General features: G+C 68.5%; 19 protein-coding genes and 6 tRNA genes. 15 read left to right on the top strand and 10 right to left on the bottom strand.

Features of this window, described 5'->3' with window-relative positions; all coding sequences use genetic code 11:
• Nucleotides 1–23: 23 nt before the first annotated feature.
• Entirely contained in the window at nt 24–1,256 is a 1,233-nt protein-coding gene (locus tag ABD104_RS21145) for an MFS transporter (protein ID WP_243724399.1), read from the top strand.
• Here the strand turns inward: ABD104_RS21145 and ABD104_RS21140 are convergent.
• The gene (locus tag ABD104_RS21140; RefSeq protein ID WP_343928155.1) at nt 1,253–3,985 is read right to left on the bottom strand and encodes a bifunctional acetate--CoA ligase family protein/GNAT family N-acetyltransferase; all 2,733 of its coding nucleotides are present in this window, start codon (nt 3,983–3,985) and stop codon (nt 1,253–1,255) included. The two genes, ABD104_RS21145 and ABD104_RS21140, sit on opposite strands and share 4 nt — an antisense overlap.
• Before the next feature lie 144 nt (nt 3,986–4,129).
• Between ABD104_RS21140 and gltX the strand changes: the two genes are divergently transcribed.
• From gltX to ABD104_RS21080, 12 genes are all read left to right on the top strand, one after another.
• The gene (gltX, locus tag ABD104_RS21135; protein WP_087837153.1) at nt 4,130–5,557 is read left to right on the top strand and encodes a glutamate--tRNA ligase; all 1,428 of its coding nucleotides are present in this window, start codon (nt 4,130–4,132) and stop codon (nt 5,555–5,557) included.
• A gap of 32 nt (nt 5,558–5,589) precedes the next feature.
• A tRNA-Ala gene (locus ABD104_RS21130) sits at nt 5,590–5,665 on the top strand.
• A 30-nt stretch (nt 5,666–5,695) separates the two neighbouring features.
• Nucleotides 5,696–5,771: transfer RNA gene (locus ABD104_RS21125), tRNA-Glu, on the top strand.
• 37 nt (nt 5,772–5,808) lie between these two features.
• Nucleotides 5,809–5,885: transfer RNA gene (locus ABD104_RS21120), tRNA-Asp, on the top strand.
• Between the two features lie 186 nt (nt 5,886–6,071).
• Nucleotides 6,072–6,147 (top strand) — tRNA-Ala (locus ABD104_RS21115).
• 17 nt (nt 6,148–6,164) lie between these two features.
• A tRNA-Glu gene (locus ABD104_RS21110) sits at nt 6,165–6,240 on the top strand.
• A 36-nt stretch (nt 6,241–6,276) separates the two neighbouring features.
• Nucleotides 6,277–6,353, top strand: a tRNA-Asp gene (locus ABD104_RS21105).
• 139 nt (nt 6,354–6,492) lie between these two features.
• Entirely contained in the window at nt 6,493–6,936 is a 444-nt protein-coding gene (locus ABD104_RS21100; RefSeq protein WP_087837152.1) for a hypothetical protein, read from the top strand.
• Nucleotides 6,937–7,147: 211 nt separating this feature from the next.
• Nucleotides 7,148–8,179 (top strand): serine hydrolase, encoded by a 1,032-nt coding sequence (locus ABD104_RS21095; protein WP_343928154.1) that lies wholly within the window; start codon nt 7,148–7,150, stop codon nt 8,177–8,179.
• Nucleotides 8,180–8,197: 18 nt separating this feature from the next.
• On the top strand, nt 8,198–9,118 hold the full coding sequence (locus ABD104_RS21090; RefSeq protein ID WP_343928153.1) for a LytTR family transcriptional regulator DNA-binding domain-containing protein: 921 nt from the start codon (nt 8,198–8,200) through the stop codon (nt 9,116–9,118).
• Between the two features lie 98 nt (nt 9,119–9,216).
• Entirely contained in the window at nt 9,217–9,372 is a 156-nt protein-coding gene (locus ABD104_RS21085; protein WP_087779361.1) for a DUF3309 family protein, read from the top strand.
• Between the two features lie 176 nt (nt 9,373–9,548).
• Complete coding sequence (locus tag ABD104_RS21080) at nt 9,549–10,367, top strand: DUF4377 domain-containing protein (RefSeq protein WP_343928152.1); 819 nt, start codon at nt 9,549–9,551, stop codon at nt 10,365–10,367.
• A gap of 15 nt (nt 10,368–10,382) precedes the next feature.
• Here the strand turns inward: ABD104_RS21080 and ABD104_RS21075 are convergent, their stop codons facing one another.
• Entirely contained in the window at nt 10,383–11,636 is a 1,254-nt protein-coding gene (locus tag ABD104_RS21075) for an Hsp70 family protein (RefSeq protein ID WP_343928151.1), read from the bottom strand.
• A gap of 206 nt (nt 11,637–11,842) precedes the next feature.
• Between ABD104_RS21075 and ABD104_RS21070 the strand changes: the two genes are divergently transcribed.
• On the top strand, nt 11,843–12,658 hold the full coding sequence (locus ABD104_RS21070) for a class I SAM-dependent methyltransferase (protein ID WP_087837147.1): 816 nt from the start codon (nt 11,843–11,845) through the stop codon (nt 12,656–12,658).
• On the opposite strand, the gene ABD104_RS21065 is transcribed toward ABD104_RS21070, so the two are convergent.
• The 7 genes from ABD104_RS21065 to dctP all read right to left on the bottom strand — a co-directional run bounded on the left by ABD104_RS21065 (nt 12,655) and on the right by dctP (nt 20,347).
• The gene (locus ABD104_RS21065) at nt 12,655–12,849 is read right to left on the bottom strand and encodes a PhlB family protein (protein WP_087837146.1); all 195 of its coding nucleotides are present in this window, start codon (nt 12,847–12,849) and stop codon (nt 12,655–12,657) included. The two genes, ABD104_RS21070 and ABD104_RS21065, sit on opposite strands and share 4 nt — an antisense overlap.
• Before the next feature lie 356 nt (nt 12,850–13,205).
• Complete coding sequence (locus ABD104_RS21060; protein WP_338617867.1) at nt 13,206–13,637, bottom strand: acyl-CoA thioesterase; 432 nt, start codon at nt 13,635–13,637, stop codon at nt 13,206–13,208.
• Between the two features lie 67 nt (nt 13,638–13,704).
• Complete coding sequence (locus ABD104_RS21055; protein ID WP_338617869.1) at nt 13,705–15,216, bottom strand: indolepyruvate oxidoreductase subunit beta family protein; 1,512 nt, start codon at nt 15,214–15,216, stop codon at nt 13,705–13,707.
• Complete coding sequence (locus ABD104_RS21050; protein WP_343928150.1) at nt 15,206–17,392, bottom strand: thiamine pyrophosphate-dependent enzyme; 2,187 nt, start codon at nt 17,390–17,392, stop codon at nt 15,206–15,208. The genes ABD104_RS21055 and ABD104_RS21050 overlap by 11 nt, the downstream gene beginning before the upstream one ends.
• Before the next feature lie 108 nt (nt 17,393–17,500).
• On the bottom strand, nt 17,501–18,811 hold the full coding sequence (locus ABD104_RS21045) for a TRAP transporter large permease (protein WP_343928149.1): 1,311 nt from the start codon (nt 18,809–18,811) through the stop codon (nt 17,501–17,503).
• A gap of 9 nt (nt 18,812–18,820) precedes the next feature.
• On the bottom strand, nt 18,821–19,336 hold the full coding sequence (locus ABD104_RS21040) for a TRAP transporter small permease (protein WP_343928148.1): 516 nt from the start codon (nt 19,334–19,336) through the stop codon (nt 18,821–18,823).
• Between the two features lie 6 nt (nt 19,337–19,342).
• Nucleotides 19,343–20,347, bottom strand: a complete 1,005-nt coding sequence (gene dctP / locus ABD104_RS21035) for a TRAP transporter substrate-binding protein DctP (RefSeq protein WP_343928147.1) — start codon at nt 20,345–20,347, stop codon at nt 19,343–19,345.
• Nucleotides 20,348–20,586: 239 nt separating this feature from the next.
• Here dctP and ABD104_RS21030 point away from each other — a divergent pair, with 239 nt between their 5' ends.
• Nucleotides 20,587–21,531, top strand: a complete 945-nt coding sequence (locus tag ABD104_RS21030) for a LysR family transcriptional regulator (RefSeq protein ID WP_343928146.1) — start codon at nt 20,587–20,589, stop codon at nt 21,529–21,531.
• A 19-nt stretch (nt 21,532–21,550) separates the two neighbouring features.
• On the opposite strand, the gene ABD104_RS21025 is transcribed toward ABD104_RS21030, so the two are convergent.
• On the bottom strand, nt 21,551–22,369 hold the full coding sequence (locus tag ABD104_RS21025; protein ID WP_343928145.1) for a ChbG/HpnK family deacetylase: 819 nt from the start codon (nt 22,367–22,369) through the stop codon (nt 21,551–21,553).
• Nucleotide 22,370 lies beyond the last annotated feature (1 nt).

Raw genomic sequence — 22,370 nt, 5'->3', positions numbered from 1 at the left:
TATAAGATATCCAGAATTGAGGCATGGCCTCGCTTCTTGCCGAGTTCTTCATCATGACGCGTAGCGCTTCTTCGTCTGTCAGTGCCTTGCCGGGGCAGGGGTTGGGATCGGTTGCCATTCTTGCGCTGGGGACGTTCGCGGTGGGGACGGATGCGTTCATCGTGTCGGGGTTCCTGCCTTCGATCGCGCAGTCGTTGCAGGCATCGAATTCCATGACGGGGCTGTCGGTCACGGTGTTTGCGGGAACGTATGCGTTGTTGGCGCCGGTGCTGGCGACGGTCACGGCGCCGTGGTCGCGCAATCGGGTGCTGGTGGGGGCGCTGGCGGTGCTGGCGTTGGCCAATCTGCTTTCGGCGCTGGCACCGGACATCTGGACGCTGCTGGCAAGCCGAGCGTTGGCGGCGGTGGGGGCGGCGGCCTATACGCCGACGGCCACGGCGGCGGGTGGGGCGCTGGTGCGGCCTGAGCTGCGGGCGCGGGCGTTTTCGCTGGTCACGGGCGGGTTGACGGTGGCGACGGCACTGGGCGTGCCGCTGGGCAATCTGGTCAGCCAGTGGTTCGGCTGGCGCACGGCGCTGGGCATGGTGGCCGCGCTGGCGGCGTTGGCCTGCGTGGGCGTGGCGCTGATCATGCCCGCCCTGCCGGGGCAGGCGCGTTCGTCGCTGCGCGCGCGCCTGGCGGTGCTGCGCCGGCCGGCGGTGGCCTGGGTGCTGCCGCTCACGGTGGTGGGCATGACGGCCTGCTACATCGTGTATGCCTACAGCGTGCCCGCCTTGCAGGCCCTGGGGATCGCCGACGGACACATCGGCGCGATGCTGCTCTGCTACGGCGTCGGGGCGGTGCTGGGCAACCTGCTTGCCGGTTACGGGACCGATCGCTGGGGGCCCACGCCGGTGTCGGTCACCGCGTACGTGGCCATGGCGGCGTCATTCGCAATCATGGCGTGGCTGGCCGTGGCGGGCGCCGGCCACGAGGTGGCCGTGGGGCTGCTCGTGCTGGTCTGGGGCATGAGCAGCTGGGGCCAGACACCGCCGCAGCAACTGCGCCTGACCAACGCCGCGCCGCAGGAGGCGCCGCTGGTGGTCGCGCTGAACGCCTCCTGCATCTACCTGGGCATCGCCCTGGGGACCGCGCTGGGCGCGGGCTTGCTGGCGCACGGTGCGGTGTCCGGATTTGCCGTATCCGCGCTGGTTGCCCTGGCCGCGCTGGGTTTCGTCGCCGGCCTGGCCAGGAAGGAAAGCCCCCGTCCGCGCTAGCCCGCCGGACCGTCGCCCGCCGGGGCGCCGTCGCCTTTCAGGCGCAGCCACACCCGCCGCATGCTGAAGTCGTCGGGGTCCACGTCGACGTGGAACCCCAGCCGGCCCATCAGCGTCAGCATCGGCCGGTTGTTGCCCAGTACCAAGCCTTCGATGACGGCCAATCCTTGCCTGCGCGCCGCGTCCATCAGCGTCGTCATGAGCTGGATGCCCAGTCCGCGCCGTTGCCACGCGTCGCCGATGACCAGCGCGTATTCGGCGCTTTCGCCGTCGGCGTTCAGCAGATAGCGCGCCACGCCGATGATGGCCTCGCGCAGTTCGCCGGGGTGGTCGGGGTCGGCTTCCCAGACCGTGGCCACCAGGGCCAGTTCCCGGTGGTAGTCGACCTGGGTGTAGCGCGCCAGTGTCCGCGGCGAGAGCTCGCGCATGAACGAGATGAAGCGCATGTAGCGCGTGTGTTCGGACAACTGGCGGGTGAAGTCCTGCAACGGTGCCGCGTCCTCGGGCCGGATGGGGCGGATGGTGTAGGGCGAGCCGTCCTTGAATTGCAGGTGCCTGACCAGGCGGGCGGGGTAGGGGTGGATGGCCATGTGGGCGTAGCCGCCCAGGCCCGCGTCGGCGTCGCCCGCGGTCTCGCGCGTGAGCGTGATGCGGGTGTCGGCCGCGACGACCCGGTCGCCGTCGATCATGACCGGGTCGATGTCTATGGTCTCGATATCGGGCAGCGCGCAGACGATCTCGGAAATGCGGACCAGCACGTCCTCCAGCGCGTCGAGTGCGCGCGGCGATAGCTGGCCCGCCAACGCGTAGCGCCAGACCGGCGAACGCTCCATCAGGCGGCGCGCCAGGAAGCCGTTGAGCGGCGGCAGTTCCAGGCTGCGGTTGGAGGGGCTTTCGCTGCGCGAGCGCGCGGATCCGAAGCGGATCACCGGTCCGAACAGCGCGTCGCGGGCCACGCCCATGGAGACCTTGGCCGAGCCGGGCGGGCCGGCCATGGCCTCCACCGTGATGCCTTCGATGTAGGCCTGCGGCGCGGCGGCGTGGGCATTCGCCAGCATGCGCTGGTAGGCGGTGACGAGTTCGGTGCTGTTGCGGATGTCCAGGTGCACGCCCCGGACCGCCGATTTGCGCACCACGTCGGGCGAGTCGATCTTGATGGCCACGGGAAAACCGATCTGCTGCGCGGCGATCACCGCCTCGGCGGGGGTGCGGGCAAGCAGGACCTGGACCACCGGGATGTGGAAGGCCGCCAGCAGCGCCTTGCTCTCGGGTTCGGTCAGTGTCAGCCGGCCCTCGCGCCGCGCGCCGTCGAGCAGGATGCGCGCGCCGGCCAGATCGGGCTCCTGGCCGGGCGGCTCGGGGGGCGGGGTCTGCAGCAGCAATTGCTGGTTGTAGTGATAGGTGGCCAGGTTGCCGAAGGCGTCCACCGCCGCTTCGGGCGTGCGGAACGAGGGCGAGCCGGCGTCGTCCAGGATGCGGCGCAGCGGCCGCATGGCGGCATCGCCCATGAAGCAGGTGATGACCGGCTTCGAGGCCTTGGGCGCGGTGGCGGCCAGGGCCTGCGCCACCGCGCGCATGTCGGCCTCGGGATCGGGCGACAGCACGGCCAGCACGCCGTCCACGCCGGCGTCGGCGACGATGGCCTGCACGGCCTGCGCGCAGGCCTGGGGATCGGGGGCCGAGAACTCGACCACCGGATTGTCGGTCCAGGCATTGGCGCTGAGCGTGGCAGCCAGTTGCCTGCGCGTGTCTTCGCCCAGTTCGGCGCGCATGACCGGCCGGCCCGGCCCCAACTGGTCGAGTGCCAGCTGCGCCGGACCGCTGCCGTTGGCCAGCACGGCGATGCGCCGGCCGCTGGGCAGCTTGGCGAAGCCCAGCGCCTTCACCGCCGAGAACAGTTGCACGAAATAGCGGACGCGCACCGCGCCAGCGCGCCGCAGCGCGGCATCGAAGACCATGTCGGACGGGACCGGAGGCGGCGCGGCGGAGGCCGACTCGTCGGCGGCCAGGGGCCGCACGCTAGTGCGCTCTCGGCCGCCGTGCCCGGCCTTGAGCACCACCACCGGCTTGACGCTGGCGGCGGCGCGGATCGCACTCATGAATTCGCGGGCGTCGCGCACGTCCTCCAGGTAGAGCGCGATGCTATCGGTGCGCGCGTCGGCCACCAGGAAATCCAGCACGCGGGGCACGTCCAGCGCCGCTTCGCTGCCCAGGGAAACGACGGTCGAGAAGCCGGTCCGGTTGTCATCGGCCCAATCCATCACGACCGCCATGATGGAGCGCGATTGCGTGACCAGGGCGACGCGGCCCGAGCGCCCCAGCGAGGGGTGCACGCTGGCGTTGAGGCCGGCGTGCGGCCGTTGCAGCCCGAAGCTGTGCGGCCCCAGCAGTATGCAATCGTGGGCCGCGGCCCAGGCACGGCAGAAATCGTTGTCCTCGAGCGATGGCTCGTGGGTGAGCACCGCCACCGCTCGCGGCCGGGCCGGCGCCAGCGTCTCCAGCGTGGTCCGCAGCGCGTCGCGGGGAACGGACACCACCGCCAGGTCGGGCCGCTCGGCCGCCTGGGCCAGCCCGGCGGGCAGGACGCAGGTGCGCCGCTCGTCCAGCCGCAGCTCGGTGGTGCGGGCGCGCAGCGCGGCGGGCAGGGAGGCCATCATCGGCAGCGGCCGGTCGCTGATGGCGATCAGCGAGTGGGGATCGAACAGCGGGGACAGGGCGTGCCGGGACATGGCCCTCCTTTCTGGATGAGGACGCGCAGGCGCGTGGCGGCCCGGGGCCGCACGGATTTGCTGCAATACAATACTACCCCGGTCAGCCGACCCTGGCGCGCTTCGCGCGCCCAGTATTCACTCCTGCACGAGAGCCGTTTTCCTATGAGCACCGATTCCTCGTCGTCCGGCCGCAACCCCGCGGTCCGTACCCGCTTCGCACCGTCGCCCACGGGCTTTCTGCACCTGGGCGGCGCGCGCACGGCGCTGTTCTCGTGGGCGTTCGCGCGTCACCACGGCGGCACCTTCGTGCTGCGGATCGAGGATACCGACCTGGAGCGTTCCACCCCCGAAGCGGTGCAAGCCATCCTGGACGGCATGGCGTGGCTGGCGCTCGATCACGATGAAGGCCCGTTCTACCAGATGCAGCGCATGGACCGCTATCGCGAGGTGCTGGCGGGCATGCTGGCCGCCGGGTCGGCCTATTACTGCTACTGCTCGCCCGACGAACTCGAAGCCATGCGCGAGCGCGCCCGGGCCGAAGGCCGCAAGCCGCGCTACGACGGCACGTGGCGGCCCGAGCCGGGCAAGACCCTGCCGCCGGTGCCCGAGGGCCGCAAGCCCGTGGTGCGCTTCCGCAATCCGCTGGACGGCGACGTCACCTGGAACGACCTGGTCAAGGGCCCGATCACCATCGCCAACGCCGAACTGGACGACCTCATCATCGCCCGGCCCGATGGCACGCCCACCTACAACTTCTGCGTGGTGGTGGACGACTGGGACATGGGCATCACCCACGTCATCCGCGGCGACGACCACGTCAACAACACGCCGCGCCAGGTCAACATCCTGAAGGCCCTGGGCGCCACGCTGCCGGAATACGGCCACGTGCCCATGATCCTGGGACCGGACGGCGAGAAACTGTCCAAGCGCCATGGCGCGGTCAGCGTCATGCAGTACGACGACCAGGGCTATCTGCCGGAAGCCATGATCAACTACCTCGCGCGCCTGGGCTGGAGCCACGGCGACGACGAGATCTTCACGCGCGAACAACTGGTCGAGTGGTTCGATACCCGCAGCCTGTCGAAGTCCGCGGCGCAGTGGGATCCCAAGAAGCTCAACTGGGTCAACGCCCACTACATCAAGCAGAGCGCCGACGCCGACCTGGCCGCGCGCGTCGCGCCGCGCATCGCCAAGCGGGGCGGGGCGGTCGACGGCGTGGACCTGCCGGCCATCATGGCGCTGCTCAAGGAACGCGCCGAAACGCTCGAGCAACTGGCCGACGACGCCATGTTGTTCTGCGGCGAATTCGATGCCGCGGCCACGCCGCCGGACCTGGTCGCGCAGCACCTGACCGATGCCGCGCGCGCGATCCTGCGCGACTTCGCGCAAGAGGCCGGCTCGATCGAATGGACCCGGGAACAGATCTCGGCGCTGATGAAGGCCACCCTGGCCAAGCATGGCGTCAAGATGCCGGCGCTCGGGATACCGCTGCGGGTAGCCGTGACGGGACGGGCGCAGACGCCGGCCATCGATGCGGTCCTGTCACTGCTTGGCCGCGAGAAAGTGCTGGCCCGCTTGCACACGGTTTAAAAACCGTGCATAATCTCGCTTCTTCGCAGGACGGGGGTATAGCTCAGCTGGGAGAGCGCTTGCATGGCATGCAAGAGGTCAGCGGTTCGATCCCGCTTACCTCCACCAGTCCGGGAAGAAGCAGTACTGTAGTTCCGGGTCCCCTTCGTCTAGAGGCCTAGGACATCACCCTTTCACGGTGAGTACAGGGGTTCGAATCCCCTAGGGGACGCCAGCCGAACAGGTTGGCAGCAGTAAAAATATGCCGCTGCGGAGCGGTAGTTCAGTTGGTTAGAATACCGGCCTGTCACGCCGGGGGTCGCGGGTTCGAGTCCCGTCCGCTCCGCCAAGAATCAGAAAGCCCTGCTAAATCCCGTGTTTAGCAGGGCTTTTGCTTTTCTGCTCCGCCTGTGTCTCAGGCGGGTCCTGCGTGGACTTGCAAGCTGAAATATGGCTATAATCCAGATCCCGCTTGAAAAACATTTCAGCGGGCATCCACCCAGATGGATGGCGGTAACTGAATGGCAGTAACCGTGGGGGTATAGCTCAGCTGGGAGAGCGCTTGCATGGCATGCAAGAGGTCAGCGGTTCGATCCCGCTTACCTCCACCACGAAACAGCAGTTCCAGGTCCCCTTCGTCTAGAGGCCTAGGACATCACCCTTTCACGGTGAGTACAGGGGTTCGAATCCCCTAGGGGACGCCAACCGCCACAGGTTGGCAGCAGTAGAAACGCCGCTGCGGAGCGGTAGTTCAGTTGGTTAGAATACCGGCCTGTCACGCCGGGGGTCGCGGGTTCGAGCCCCGTCCGCTCCGCCAAGGAATTCCAAGGGTTAGTGCGCCAGCAGCCACTAGCCCTTTTTGTTTGGGCGTTCGACATGGCATTCGCCGCCTCGCGAAGCCGGGTACGCGTTTTGCGGCAGCCCGGGTTCATATCCAAAACCAAAGAGGTGACGCCATGAAATGCTCGAGTACCACTCGCAACACGCTGCTCGCCGTCCTGCTGGCGGCTGCCACGCCGTTCGCCATCGCGCAGACGAGTTCGCCCGACCGGACGAGCCAGGATGCCAGGACCGACATGGGGCCGTCGACCGGCTCGTCCGGCAAGCCCCTGCCCGCGGACCAGGGGAAGAACAGCCCGCAGCCCGAATCCACCAAGCGGACCGGGCCCGTCGAGCACGGAAGCCGCAGCGACATGGGGCCCTCCAGCGGGGCCTCGGGCAAGCCCTTGCCCGCCGGCCGCAGCGGCTCGGATGCGGCTCAGCCTTCGGGCGACCGCACCCGGCCGGGCGGCAACGACCGGGAATCCCGGACCGACATGGGACCGTCCTCGGGCGCGTCGGGCAAGCCGGTTCCTTCGCCTGACAACGGCGCGTCGTCGGGAGGCTCGATGCGGCGATGAGTCGCGGCAGCCGGCGCCAGGCTTCGCTGGCGCCGGCTGACAGCGGGGGCGTATGTCGATTCGTCGGCGAATAACGTCGATTGATCGTTCCTGATTGACAATTCCCACACCGACTTCCAACATCCGCGACGTCCATGCGTGCTCCGCATGACGGCTGCCGGGGTGGCGGGCCGCGCGTGAGCGGGCGTCAACCAGCGGAGTGTCCCCGACCATGCAATTCCCCGTCGACCCGGCCGATCAGCAGCGCCGCAGGCTTTTCAAGTTCACCGCGTCGGCGCTGGCCGTGCAGGCGGTGGCCGCGTGCGGGGGCGATGCCCAGGCCGCCGAGGGCAATGCCAGCGACGCGGTTCTCAAGGCGGTGGCCGATTTTGGCGCGCTGGCGCCCGAGGGGACGCACTGCCTGGTGCGCGCCGACGTGCCCGATGCGTCCTGGAGCGCGAGCTACAACCCCGACCGGCAGCTGTTCATCGGCAGCGCGGTCAAGACCTTCATCCTGGGCCAGTTCGCGATCGATGCGGAAACGTCGTACAACGGCATTTCCGGGAACATGCCGCAGACCATCGACGACGGGGTCCGCTCGCCCGGCAGCCCTGTATTCGTCGACCTGAACGGCACGCTGCCCGCCAAGTACGCGCTGGAGGCGATGATCGCCCACAGCGACAACACCGCCACCGACATGGCCTATGCCGCGGTGGGGGCGGACCGGGTGCGGCAACTGATCGCCCGGGCGGGGCTGACGCATACGCGGATCCCGGATTCGACGCGCCGCCTGTTCTCGTACCTGGCCGGGGCGCCCGACGGCGTGGACCTGGGCTGGGAGGCCTTGATGGCGGAGCTGGCGCAGCCTTCGCTGCCGAACGCGCGGCAGGCGATCAACGACAGGCAGTCGATGCTCAGCACGGCCACCGAGCTGGTGGCGTGGTACCGGCAATCGCTGTCGGGCAAGTTCTTCACCCAGCCGGCGACCCTGACGGAATACAAGCGGATACTGGCGATGGCCGACGCGATCTCGCTGGTGGTGCCGGCGGACATCATTGCGTATGGCAAGGGAGGCAGCATCGATTGGCTGGACTTCCACACCATCAGCTTTCCCGGCCAGATGATCGTCGACCGGGTGCCGGTCACGTTCTGCTTCACCTACAACTGGCGCGGTCCGGAAACTAGCACGGGCGCGCCTTTCCAGGCGTTCGTGAAGGCCGTGCGCCCGGTGTTGCAGGCGTGCGTGGACGCCATCCGCAAATAGCGCCGCAAGAGGCCAGCCATGGACAGCGACGCGCCCTTCGAGACCCTGGTGCGCGACCAGTGCGCGCCGGCTCCGGCGCTGGGGACCTGGGTCCACCAGGTTGCCCTGGCCCTGATGAGCCGGCCCCAGGACGAGGCCATTTTCCTTGCCCTGCAGGCGCTGGGAACGCTGGCTCAGGTCGATCGCGCATGGATGTTCGAATACGATGCGCGCGCCCTGCGCTTTCGCAACACCCATGAGTGGTGCCGGTCCGGCATCACCTCCCATGTGAGCGATCTCCAGGATGCGCCGGTCACGATGATCGCGTGGCTGCATCGCGCCCTGAACCAGCGGCGCGCCGTCATGATCCATGACGTGGCGCGCATGCCGCGCGCGGCAAGGTCGGTACAGGCGGAAATGCTGCGCCAGCAGGATCGCAGCGTGCTGAGCGTGCCTGTGTTCCATGAAGGCCGCCTGCGCGCCTGCATAGGCTTCGATGCGACGCGCGCGCCGGTGCGCTGGCAGCCGGCGCAGGCGCTGGGCCTGTTCCTGTGCGCGGACCTGATCGCGCAGGCCCGCTATGGCGGCACGGAAACCGAGCGCAGCCGGGCGCGCGCGCAGCTCTACGAACCCCTGCTTTACCTGCGGCTGGGGCACGGAACCCGCGGACTGGCGCCGGCGGACATCCTGGGCGTGCGCTCGGCGCGCGACTATTCCCTGATCTGGCTGGCGGGCGGCGATTCGGTCAAGGACATGCGGCCCCTGTCCGCCTGGGCGGCGTTGCTGCCCCAGGAGAGCTTCATGCGCATCCATCGCACCTCGCTGATCAACCTCGGGCACGTCAAGGCGCTGGAGCGGGGCGCCTCCAGGCCATGGACCGTCCAGTTGCGCGGGCTGGGGCAGCCGTGGTCGGTGTCGCGTCCTTATCGCCAGGCGCTGCGCGCCAGGCTGGGGATCTGAACCGGGCTAGGCGGCCTGGCCGAGGGCCGGGAGCGTATATTGCTGATGAGCTGGCAGGCCTTGCCAAGGCCATTTCCTTCGCTATCGAGGAGAACGCCATGCTCACCACAATCATCCTGATCATCCTGCTGCTGGCGCTGATCGGCGCCTTCCCCGCCTGGCCCCATGCCGCCAACTGGGGGTACGGGCCTTCGGGCATCATCGGAGTGATCTTGGTCGTGCTGATCGTCCTGCTGTTGATGGGAAGGATATAGGCGCGGTTGCCGGGCGGCGTGGAGGCGTTCAGCGGGCCGCCGGCATCGCTACTTTGTCAGGACTTGTTGCGGGTGTGGGGCGATTATTGCAGTCGTAGCACTCCCCGCAGCGCGCCGGCCCGCGCGGGCGCCGGGGAATGCTACGCTTGATGGCCCCAAGAAGAAGGAGAACGTCCATGAAAAGGACCTGGAAAATCCTGCTCGCGGCGGTCGTGGCGCAGGGCCTGGCGGCCTGTGCCCATCAGGGCGGCGCCGCGGGCGGCGCCGGTGCCAAGACCGATGCCTCGATCCTGACGGCCTACCATTGGCGCCTGCAACAGGCGCTGAACGCGACCGGCGCGCCCCAGCCGGATGCGGTAAACACCCACGGTGGCCAGGCGCTGCAACTGACCTTCGCCGGGGAGCGCGTTTCCGTGGCCGGGCTGTGCAACATGCTGGGCGGCGGCTACCGCGTGGATGGCGCGCGGATGACCATCACGCAGATGGCCGGCACCTTGCGCATGTGCCCGGACCAGGCCTTGATGAAGTACGAACGGGATGTGGCCGAGCGGCTGCCGACGGTGTCGGGCTGGGAGATCCTGGGTGGCGCCGCGCGGCCCGAGGCGGGGGCGCAGCCCGCCCTGAAACTCACCTTCGCCGACGGCAGCCAATGGCGGCTGGCCGGCACGCCCACCGACGAGACGCGCTACGGGTCGGCGGGCGAGACCATGTTCCTGGAGGTGGCGCCGGACCTGGTTCCCTGCAGCCATCCCCTCATCCCGAACATGAAATGCATGCGGGTGCGCACGGTCAGCTACGACGCCGCCGGCGTCAAGCAGGGCTATGGCGACTGGGAAGCCTTCTACGGCAACATCCAGGGCTATACCCATACGGCCGGCGTGCGCAACGTGCTGCGTATCAAGCGCTACACCCTCGCCAATCCGCCGGCGGACGCCTCCCGCTACGCCTACGTGCTCGACATGACCGTGGAAAGCGAGCAGGTCTCGGGGCGCTGAGCCCCGGCCGGCGTCTCACCCCAGGCGCCGCGCGGCGTCCAGGGCCAGGCCCGTTCCTATGCTGCCGAACGTGTCTCCCTGGACCGCGCGCGCCGCGGGCAGCAGCGAGGCGACCCGGTTGCGCAGCAGCGGTACGCTGCTTGATCCCCCCGTGAAGAACACCGTATCGACCGTCCGCGCGGCGATGCCGGCGGTGTCCAGCAGCTCGGCGATCGTCCTGCCTATCCGGTCCACCAGGTGTTCGATGGCGGCATCCAGGTCGGCGCGCGTCGCCACCTGGATCAAACCGGGCTCGACGCGGCCCAGGTCCATCCGGGCCTCGGGCGCGGCGGCCAGCGCGATCTTCGCTTCCTCGACCTGGAAAGCCACCCAGTGGCCGGCGCGCTCCTTGACCAGTTCCAGCAGCCGGGCGAGTTTGTCCTTCTCGGCCGATTCGTGGAACAGTTCGGCCAGCATGGTGGCCGACTTGCGGGCATAGACCTGGTTGATGGTGTGCCACGATGCCAGGTTGAAGTAGGGCGTCGAGGGCATCTCCTTGCCGCTGGTCAGGCGGCTGCCCAGGCCCAGCAGCGGCATCACGGTGCGCAGGCTCAGGTACTTGTCGAAGTCGGTGCCGCCGATGTGGACGCCGCCGTTGGCGAGGATGTCCTCGCGCCGCTCGGCGGCGGCTGCGCGCGCGGGATTCAGGCGTATCAGCGTGAAGTCCGACGTGCCGCCCCCGATGTCCACCACCAGGACCAGTTCCTCGCCGGCGATCTGCGATTCGTAGTCGAAGGCTGCCGCCATCGGCTCGTATTGGAATTCGACGTGGCGGAAGCCTACCTCGCGGGCGATCTCCGCCAGGGTCTCCTGCGCCTTGGCGTCCGCGCGCGGATCGTCGTCGACGAAGAAGACGGGGCGGCCGAACACCGCCTGGTCGAAAGTCCTGCCGGCCGTGTGCTCGGCGCGCCGCTTGAGTTCTCCGATGAAACGCGAGAGCAGCAGGCGGAAGGGCAGCGCCCGGCCCTGGACCTCGGTGTGGCCTTCCATGAGCGGCGTGCCCAGCAGGCTTTTCAGCGCCCGCATCAACCGGCCGTCATAGCCTTCCAGGTAATCCCGGACCGCCGCGCGGCCGAAGCTGGTCTCGATGTCCTCGGCGTGGAAGAAGACCGCCGAGGGAAAGGTGGGCTGCCCGTCTTCCAGCGGCAGCAGGGAGGGAGCGGCGGGCCGGTGCCAGCCGACAGTGGAGTTGGACGTCCCGAAATCGACGCCGCATGCGTTTGAGATCATGGAGGGAAAGGAAAAAGGCGCCGCGCCCCGATGGGGTCTGCTTTCCGGCCGTGGACGGGACGCGGCGGGAAACGCAGATCGATATGCGGTCTGGGCATGGCCCGCCTGGGCGGGCCGGTGTTAAAACGGGGAACGGCGTCATTGTATGCGCAGCCACGGACCGCACCGACACCGGTGCAGGGTCCTTCTCCATGGGAGCCTTTCGCATGTCATTCAAAGCCTTGGTCGCGGTCGTTGGCGTGTCGCTGGTCGGCGCGGGGTGCGCCGTCGCGCCGGTCGGCGAGGACACCGCGTTGAAGCAGGCCATCGCCAGTCCGGCGCGCACGCCGGCCTTCGTCGCCCGGGACGCCGCGCGCAAGCCTTACGAGGTCCTGCACTTCTTCGAGCTGCGGCCGGACGCCACCGTGGTCGAGATCTCGCCCGGGGCCGGCTACTGGACCGAGATCCTGGCGCCGTACCTGAAGCCGCGCGGCACCTACTACGCCGCCCAGTATCCGCAGGACGGCGGGGGGCGCGCCTACTACCAGGAGTACTACCGGAATTTCCGCGCCAAGCTGGATGCCAATCCGGCCTGGTACGACCGGGTCCGGGTGACGGCCTTCGGCAAGGGGCGCTACGACATCGCCCCGCCGGGCAGCGCCGACATCGTGCTGACCTTCCGCAACCTGCACAACTGGATGAACGACGGTTACGCCGAAGAGGTGATGGCCGCCTTCTACCGCGCCCTCAAACCCGGCGGCATCCTGGGCATCGAGGCCCACCGCGGCCGGACCGACAAGCCCCAGGACCCGCGCGCCGCCGATGGCTACGTACGGCAGGATTACGCGATCCAGCTCGCCCGGCAGGCCGGCTTCGTCTTCGTCGGCAGCTCGGAGGCGCTGGCCAATCCCAGGGATACCAAGGATCATCCGGCGGGGGTGTGGACGCTGCCGCCTACCTTCCGGCTGGGCGACAAGGATCGCGAACGCTACGCCGCGATCGGAGAGGCCGATGGCTTCCTGTTGAAATTCCGCAAACCCTAGGTCTTGGACGCCGGCAGCCGGGCGTAGCAGTGCTTGCAAATAGCGGCGGCGGGATGCACGTACTTGCCGCAGCTCGGGCACTGCTTGCCATGCCTTTCGCGGGCGATCTCGCGAGCCTTCGCCCGTTGGCGAGCCTTGACCACGATGACCCCTACGCAGATGGCAGCGATGATGGCAATGAAAACAATCATGCTTTTCCCGTTGTAATTGCGCGAACGAGTATAGGGGGCGTGTGTTATCGGAAGTTTGCAGGATGTCTCAATTGTTAGAAAGAGCCCACGCCGTTTTTTCTGCGAAAAGCGCGCCGCGCGGGCGGGGGAAACCGCTCCAGGCGCAACAAAGGCGCCTGAACAGTGGCTGAATGAGGGGGTACGCCTCCTGCGAGTCCCGGGGCGAAGGCGGCGGGGCCGGGGAAAGGCAGTCCGTCCGCTAGCGAACGGATACACATGGCTGGAAGGCGGCCGGCCATGATGGCCGAGTTACATTTTCCGGAGCGCGGCCTCTGGAATCGGTAACCGTGGACCAAGGCGCTAGGCGCCGGGTCCGCTCAGGCCTGCCAGTAGCCGCCAGCCTCGATCGCGCGGCGCACGTCTTCGGGCACCTCGATGGGCCGCGTGGTGTGCATGTCGATGAACACCAGGACCAGCGCCGCGCGCAGGCGCACCGGCTGGTCGTCGCCGGCGGGGCTCAGTTCGATGGCGATCTTCAGCGAGGTACGCCCCACGCCGTCGATCCGCAGTGCCGAGACGATGTCCTCTCCCAGCCGGCTCGGGGCCAGGAAATCGACCTGCAGGTTGACGATGGGAATGGCGATGTGCCGCTCGCCATGCAGGGCGGCGAAGCCGGTCCCCAGGCCGTGCCGGAGCCAGTGTTCGACGGTGTCGTTCAGGATCTCGACGTAGCGCGGATAGAACACGATGCCGGCGGGATCGCAGTGCTTGAAGCCGATCTCGACCGGCATGACATGGATGGTTCCCATGCGGTTTCCTCGATGGATGGAGCGGGCGGGCGCGGGAATGGCCGCGGCTTTCAATTAGACCTCATGCTCACACCTGGTGCGCGATGCCCGAGAGCTGCCGGGCGAGCCGCTCGCCGCTGTCGTCGGCCAGCGCGGCCTCGCGCAGGCCGGCCACGGTACGCGCGGCATCGCCGCGGCCACGCAGGGCGGGCAGTACGGCCATGATCTTGCGGTAGCTGCCCAGGCCGCGCGCGTGGGTGTCGCCGTAGCCCTTGATCAGGCGCGGGCATTCGGCGATCTCGCAAGCCAGGTCGTAGTCCTCGGCGGCGAGCAGCACGACGAGGTCCAGCCAGTCCTGCATGCCGGCGGTTTCGCGTTCCTGCCGCAGCGAGCGTGGCCGCAGCCGCTTGAAGGATGCGATGCCGTACAGCAGCAGGAAGCCGCGCAGGCTGGACGTGCGCACGACGCGGCCCTTGCGGGTGGCGCGCGCCAGCAGCGGCCCGGCCCAGCGCGAGGCCAGCAGCCAACGGCCAAGGCCGGCCGGCAGCATGTCGGCGATTTCCTCCGGGCGGGGGTGGAAGAACTCGTTGATGTGGAGTGCCTGGCCGGCGCTGGCCCCGTGCTGCTGCCGGACGCGGTCGAAGCGGGTGGCGCGGATCTTCAGTTCGGCGACGCGCACGGTGTCCTCGTAGGTCATCCACAAGGCGAGATGGCGCGCCGTCTCGCGCAGCAGCCGGCAGGACGGGTCGGAGCCCCCGATGATATCCAGCAGGGGCCGCAGCCGGTCCAGGTACAGGGCGGCATAGGCTGGATCCTGGTAGTCGGCGGCGCGCACGATGCCTGCCCGCAGGATGTCCCCGAGCGGGGCGGGAAACTCCCGGCCGATGCGGGCGTCCAGCGTGGCGAGCCGGGGATCGACGGCCGCGTCGGTCGCGGGCGAGGCGGCGCCGGGCGATGGCGTGGGGCCGTCGGCATGGGCGCGAAAGCCTGCGTCGAAGGCCCGGAGGCTGGCGGCCACGCCTATCCCGCCGCGTTCGATGGCGGCTTCGAAGGCCTGCCGGTCCCAGGGCAGCGCCCGGGTGGCGGCCAGCGCGCCGAACAGGGTCGCGCTGATGACACTGCCGCTGCGTTCGGCCAGGGCCGAATAGTCGCGGCAGATGAATTCGCGGGCCGCCGCGCGGCCCGCCTCGTACAGCGAGGCATAGTCCTTGCGTCCGTCGCCCATGGCCATCTTCTCGGGCAGGGCGTAGACACGGTTGGACGAGGCGATCAGCACGGTCCTGTCGGGCGTCACGAGTCCACGCTGTACCGCCCGGGCCGCCTCCATCAGCTCGGAGGCGATCACCACGTCCACGTCGCCGGGAACGGGCATCAGGCCGAGCACGGGCGCACGCGTCCGGTGGCGGGGTCCGGGCAGGACCTCCACGTAGTAGATCGTGGCGCCGGTGCGCTGCGCGACGCCGGGTACGGACGTGGACTGGGCATGGAAGCCCGCGTGTTCGGCCGTGGCCACGATCCAGTCGGCCAGCACCCCGCCGCCTTCCCCGCCCATGGCGAGGATGGCGATCTTGATCGGGCGCGGGGTTGCCTCAAGCGGCATGGCGGTACTCCTGCTTGGCAAGGCGGCGCTGCAGGAATCGGATGATCGTTCCGGCCAGGCGCGCGCCCAGGGTTTCGAGGCGGGTGGGGTTGGTCACCACGTCGGCCCGGTAGAACGACGGGCACAGCACGGCCGCGTGCGAGACCTCGCCGCACAGGCCGCAGCCCACGCAGTTGGGCAGCACGGTGGCGACCGGATCGCGGCGCAGCGGGTCGGGGTTGTCCTTGATCGACAGCGAGGGGCAGCCGGACAGGCGTATGCAGGAGTGGTCGCCGGTACAGGTGTCGTGGTCGACGCCGAATTGTTCCTTGACCACCCGCCGGCCTTCCTTGGCCATCTGGCGCTGTCGCGGCTTGATCCGCCGCTGCTTGTTCAGCATGCACTCGGACTGGGCGATGACGACCTTGGGGCCGGGTTCGTCGGTGGTGAGCGCTTCGTTCAGGACCGACTGCATCTGCTGGAGGTCGTAGGTATGGGTGACGGTGCGGACCCATTCGACCCCGACGCCCCGCACCGCGGCCTCGATGCCGTGGCGGGTCGAACGGGTGGGGGTGTCGGCCGCGGACGACAGGATGTCCTGGCCCCCCGTTGCCGCCGAATAGCCGTTGTCGACGATGACCGTGACGTTGTTGCTGCGGTTGAAGACCGCGTTGCCGATACCCGAGGTCAGCCCGTTGTGCCAGAAACCGCCGTCGCCCATGATGCTGATGGTGCGCCGGTCGGTTTCGCCGGTGTTGAGCGCCGCCGCGCCGGCCGCGCCCAGGCCGTAGCCCATCGAGGTCGCGCCGATGTTGAACGGGGCCAGCGCGGCGAACTGGTGGCAGCCGATGTCTGCGCTCACGTAGTGTTTGCCGATGCGGTTCTCCACCATTTTCATCGCGGTGAAGATGGGGCGTTCGGGGCAGCCCGTGCAGAAGGAGGGGGGGCGCGGCAGGACCTCGTCCACTTTCTCCAGCGCGACGCCGGGCATGGACGGCACGATGGGCGGAATCCTGGGTTCGAGCATCCGGGCCACGCCCTCGGGCAAGGGCCGCCGCCCGGCCAGCTCGGGCGCGTGGCGGTCGAGGAAGCGGCGCAGCCCCTTCATCACGACCCGGGGCGTGTATTCCCCGGCGCGCGGCAGGAGGTCCTTGCCGTGCAGGACGGTTCCGGCGCCGGCGCGGCGCAGGATGGTGTGCAGCGCCTGTTCGATGAACTCGGGCTGGCCCTCCTCCAGCATCAGCACCGCGTCCTTGTCCCGGCAGAAATCCAGCACCTCGCTTTCCACCACGGGATAGACCACGTTCATGACGTAGATGGGGATGTCGGTGTCGCCATAGATGTTGGCCAGCCCCATCAGCTCCAGCACCCGCATCAGGGTGTTGTACAGGCCGCCCTGGACGATGATGCCGACATGGCGGGCCTCGCCGTCGAAGCGTTCGTTCAGGCCTTGCTCGCGCACGAAGTCCTCGGCGGCCTTCCAGCGCTGCGCGATTTTCTCGTGCTCGTGCACGAAGGTGGCGGGCGCCAGGGCCATGCGCTCCACGTCGCGCCGGGGCTGCTCGATGGCGTCCTTCAGCGTGAACGCGGGACGCCTGTTGTCGGCGGCGTCGAAGCGGCCGTGCGCATGGCAGGCGCGGATGCGCAGCGTCAGCATGACCGGCGTGTTGCTGGCCTCGGACAGGTCGAAGCTCTGCTGCACGGCGCGCACCAGCGAAGGCAGGTTGGGGCGGGGGTCCAGCAGCCACATCTGCGACTTCATCGCGAAGGCGTGGGAGCGCTCCTGGATGATGCTCGAGCCTTCGCCGTAGTCCTCGCCCAGGATGATGAGCGCGCCGCCGGTCACGCCGCCCGATGCGAGGTTGGACAGGGCATCCGAGGCCACGTTGGTGCCGACCGTGGACTTGAAGGTAATGGCGCCGCGCAGCGGGTAGTGGACCGAGGCCCCCAGCATGGCGGCCGCCGTCGCCTCGCTGGCGCTGCTTTCGAAATGCACGCCCAGTTCGTCCAGGATCTCGCTGGCATCGGCCAGGACGTCCATGAGATGGGAAATGGGCGAGCCCTGGTAGCCGCCGACGTACGAGACGCCGGATTGCAGCAAGGCCTTGGTCACGGCCAGGATGCCTTCGCCTTCGAACTCCTGCCCCGCGCCCAGGCGCAGCTTCGTGACTTCCTGCTTGAATGATCGCTCTGCCATAAGCGTTCCGGAAAAAAGATGAAAGGGGTCCCTGGCGGCTGTCGGTGGACAGCCGCCGCGGAACAAGAGGGATCGGGGCGCGGCGGGCGCGCGGAAGCGGGTCTTTCCCTAGAACCTCGACGGCAGCCAGGTGGCTATCGACGGCCAGAGGAAGATCGCCGCCAGCAACAGCACGGTCATGGCCACATAGGGAGTGACCGCCTTGAATATGTCGGTCATGCCGACCTCGGCCGGGGCCACGCCGCGCATGGTCATCAGCAGCATGCCGTGCGGAGGCAGCAGGAGGCCAAGCTGCATGCAGATCAGGTACATGATGCCGAACCAGACCGTATCGATGCCCAGCTGATTGACGATGGGCATGAACACCGGCAGCGTGATCATCATCATGGAGATCTGCTCGACGAACAGGCCCAGGAAGATCAGCAGCGCCAGCATGCCCGCGACGATGGCCATGGGGGAGAGCCCCGTGCCGGTCACGGTCTGCACCAGGCCGCTGGTCGCGCCCGAGAAGCTCAGTATCTGCGAGAAGGTGGTGGCGCCCAGGATGATGAACAGGATCATGGCCGATATCACCAGCGTGCCCTTGAGCGCGGCGAACAGCCGGGCCGGCGTCAGCGCCCGGTAGCAGGCCGTGACGAGGATGGTCGCCATCGACCCCAGGGCGGCCGATTCCGTGGGCGTGGCCCAGCCGGCGATCATCGAGCCGACCACCACGCCGAAGATCGTCGCCAGCGGCAGCACGTACACCAGGAAGGGCCGCACGCGCTCCCAGCCCCGGTGTTCGTCCAGCGGGCCGTTGGGCGCGATGGCGGGCCGCAGGCTGGCGCGGACCACGATGTAGGCGATGAACGACAGGCTCAGGATGAAGCCGGGAGTGACGCCTCCCACCAGCAGCTTGGAGATCGAGATGCCGGACAGCGAACCCAGCAGCACGGTGATGGCCGAGGGCGGGATCAGCATGTCGACCGCGCCGATGGCCATGATGGGACCGCAGGCCATGGTCGGGTGGTAGCCGCGCTGGAGCATGAGCGGCAGCATCAGGCTGCCCAGCATGGCCGTGGTCGCGATGGTGGAGCCCGAGATGGCCGAGAAGATCGTGCCGGCCACGACCGCGACCACCGCCAGCCGCGCGGGCATGCGGCGGATCAGGCGCTCGATGCCGTCGATCACCTTGAGCGCGACGCCGGTGTGGAACAGGATCTCGCCCATCAGGACGAACAGGGGGATGGGCGTGAGCGAGAAGCTGGTGATGGAGGCCGAGCCGTTGCGCACCAGCTGGCCCAGGCCGGGCTCGCCGCCCAGGAACAGCAGTGCCCCGGCCAGGTTGATGACCAGGAAGGAGAAAGCCACCGGCAGGCCGAGGAACAGCAGGGCTGTGGAACCGCCGAACAGCAGCAGCGAGGCTTGTTGCCAGGTCATGGGCGCCTCCTAGCTGGCCGACACGGCATCATGCCGGGGCCGGTGTTCGGACCTGCGCAACCGGTCCATGCGGAACAGGAACTCGATCGACAGCAGGGAAAAGCTCAGCACCCAGGGCGCGGTACCCCACCATTCCGGCGTCACGAGCGTCTTGGTGATCATGCCGCCGCCCTGGTAGCTTTCGTGGGTGACCAGCCAGCCGTAGTAGGCCAGGGCGACGCTGCAGGCGAAGCCGAGCAGGTCGGCCACCCACTCGCACACCCAGCCGGCGCGCGCCGGCAGCGCCTGCAGCAGGATGTCGACCCGGATGTGCTGGCCCTGGCGCAGCAGCCAGGGCGCGGCCAGCATGGTCATGGCGGAGAGCATCGTTTCCGATATCTCGTTGCTCCAGGACAGGTCGGCCAGGCCGGTGTTGCGGGTGAACACGTCGGCGCAGATCATGACGGTCATCGCCAGCAGGATCAGGCAGGCCAGGGAGAAACAGAGATAAAGCAGATGCCCGTAGGCGCGGGAAATCGTCTGCATGGCGGATCAGGGGCGCGAGAACAGCGACTTCAGCTTGGCCGCGTGCGCGGGGCTGACCTCGGCCATCCGCTTCCAGGCGGCGTCGTGGGCGGCATCCAGCAGCTTGCGGCTGTCTTCCGGCGACAGGGCGATGGTCTTGACGCCCGCCTCGGCCTGGCGCCTGGTCTCGGCGGCGACCTCGTCCTTGTAGGTGGCGTTCTGTTCCTCGGCCCATGCGAATTGCTTCTGCAGGAAATCGCGCTGGGCCTGGGTGAGGTTCTTCCAGGACGACAGGTTCATCAGGATGCCGTTCTCCGAGCCATAGAAGCCGGGATCCACGCGATACCTGGTCTTTTCCTGCCAGCCCAGGTCGAAGATGCCGGCGATGGGCCAGCCGTAGCCGTCCACCACGCCGCGCTCGAGCGCGGTGTAGAGCTCGCCCGGCGCGGTCTGCACCACCGTGCTGCCCAGGCTCAGGAAGAGGTCCCGGTAGACCGGCGTGATGCGCATCTTCTGGCCCTTGAGGTCGCCGGTGAAGCCCTTGTTGGTATAGATGTGATAAGGCACGCCGTCGCTGAGCCGGGCAAGGTAGGTCAGGCCCTTGGGCGCCAGCAGCGTGTTCATGTAGTCGATGGCGCCGTTCTCGCGCAGTTCCCGGGTCGTCAGGTCGGTGTAGGACATGGCGATGGCCTCGGGCACGATGTTGGTGTAGAACACGCCGGTCACGTTGGCGAGGTCGACCACCTTGTTGCGCACGGCGTTGCCCACCTCGAACGGCGGGATGGCCTTGGGGCCGCCGATATAGTTGATCTGCACCAGGCCCTTGCCTTCCCGGTTGACCTTCTCCACGAAGCGCTCGAAGTGGCGGGAGAAAAAGGTCTTCTCGTCAAAGGAACTGACGGCGCGCAGCGTGACCTGCTGGGCCTGTCCCACGGCCGGCGCGGCCAGACAGGCGAGCGCGGCGGCCGCGAGGACGGCGCGGCGCTTTCTTTGCAGGGAGCGGGAACCGGCGTTGACGAGGGTCCTGAGCATGTTGACTCCATTGCCGTGCTTCGTTCGCGGGACGCGAGCCCGCGAAGGCGGCGATAAGGGTGGATGGGATGGCGAGGCGGATCGAGGTTAGAGGCGGGCCGAGAGGCCCGTCAACGCGATTTCCTGCGGCATGCGATGAATTCTTTTCATGCACGGCGGTGGTGCGCCCGCGGGGGCGATCGATGCCAAAATGCCGGTGCGCTTCATGCGCTTTCCCGGACGACTTACGCGATACCGCCATGGAATTGAAGCAACTCAGAGCGCTGCAGGCCATCGCCGACACTGGCAGTTTCGGCGAGGCGGCGGCCCAGCTAGGCTTGACCCAGTCGGCGCTCAGCCACCAGGTGCGCCACCTCGAGGCCGAGCTCGACGAAACCTTGCTGATCCGGGCCCGGCCCAAGGTCTATCCTTCCCCGGCGGGGCTGGCGGTGCTGGCCTCGGCGCAGAAGATACGCGCCGAGATCATGGCGCTGGAGGCACGCTTCGAGCGCTCCAAGACGGGGCCGGTCACGGGCACGCTGCGCATCGCGGCCACCACGTTGTCCATCGTCTACGTGCTGGGCGACCTGTGCGAGGCCTTCATCGAGAAGTACCCGGGCATAGAACTGATCTTCACCGCCACCGAAAGCGCCGAGGCCGCCGTCAGGCGGGTGCAGGTCGGGACGGCCGACGTGGCGTTCGGTCCGCTGGCCGAGGGCAGCAGCCAGATGGTGCGGGTGGCGCTGGGCAGCACCGAGCACGCGTTCATCGTCCGCAGCGGCCATCCGTTGGCCAAGCGCGGGACCGTTTCGCTGGACCAGTTGCGGGAGTTTCCGTTCGTTCTGTTCCAGCAGGGCAGCGGCACGCGGGCCATCACGGACGAACTGTTCCTGCCGGACGGCGGCTATCCGTCCGTCCTGACCGAGTCCAACGACGCCCAGTTCATCAAGCGCATCGTCTCCATCAGCTCCGGTGTTGCGCTGATGCCGGTCTACGCGCTGGCCGACGAGGTGGCCAGCCGCAGGCTGAGCCTGCTGCGCTGCGCGGGCCGGCCCATCCTGGTGGACATCGGCATCGTCCACAAGAAGAACGTGCTGATGAACTCGATCGAGTTGTTCAAGTCGTTGTGCCTGGACCTGCGGGGCCCGTCGCCCATCAGCATCACCATCGAGAACGCGCGCAGCCTGCCGTTCGCCAGGCGCTGAGCCGGCCGCGGCGCGCCTCTCAGGCCAGCGGCCCCACCCGCAGGCCTTCCTCGTCCAGCCAGCGCAGGAAGGCCGGGCCGGCCAGCACCCGGTATTCGGCCACGCGCTGTCCGCCGGGAGGATCGTCGGGCACCGGGGCGACGGCAGGATGGCACATCAGCACGTCCCGGTCGCCCGCGTGCCGCAGCCAGTTGCGCACCAGCGCGGCATAGTGCTGCTCTCCGCCCTGGAATCCGTACACGCCCAGCAGGCGGGCGTTGGTCCGCATGCCATGGCCATGCGCCAGGCGGGCCAGCCCGGCGGCGCCCAGCGCGGCGATCACGCGCGCCTTCAGGCGCGGCGGACGCGGCATGCCGGGCAGGGGTGCGGCGCGCGTGGAGCGCAGCCACGGCGGAGCGTCGCCATAACGCCGCGCCAGCAGCGCGACCAGTCGGGTGCGGATGTGGGGCAACTGGTGCACGTGCTGGTGGCCGTCGACGTAGTCGGGCGGGCGGCCGAAGGCCCGTTCGAAGGCGTCGAACTGCCGGGCAAGCCTTGCGTCGATCCAGCCATCGTCGAGCAGGCCCGCATAGCTGCGGGCAATCAGCGCGGACAGGGACAGCCGCTCGGCGGGCGTGTCGGGAAAGGCCGTGAAGTCCACATGCAGGCCGGTCTCGATGTCCGAGCCGGCCAGCAGCCCGGCATGGGCGCCGAAGCTGGGGCCCAGCGTCATGCAGCTGGCGGCGCTGACGCGCCCGTGCGCGGCCAGGGCCAGGATGGCCAGATCGACCGATGCGTCCATGCCGAAGTCGTCCGCACACACGACGATCCGCCTGCCGGATAATGGCGTTCCGTTCATC

It is taken from the genome of Pigmentiphaga daeguensis (assembly GCF_039523035.1).
GTDB lineage: Bacteria > Pseudomonadota > Gammaproteobacteria > Burkholderiales > Burkholderiaceae_B > Pigmentiphaga > Pigmentiphaga daeguensis.
This window is presented reverse-complemented; position numbering and strand designations above follow the sequence as displayed.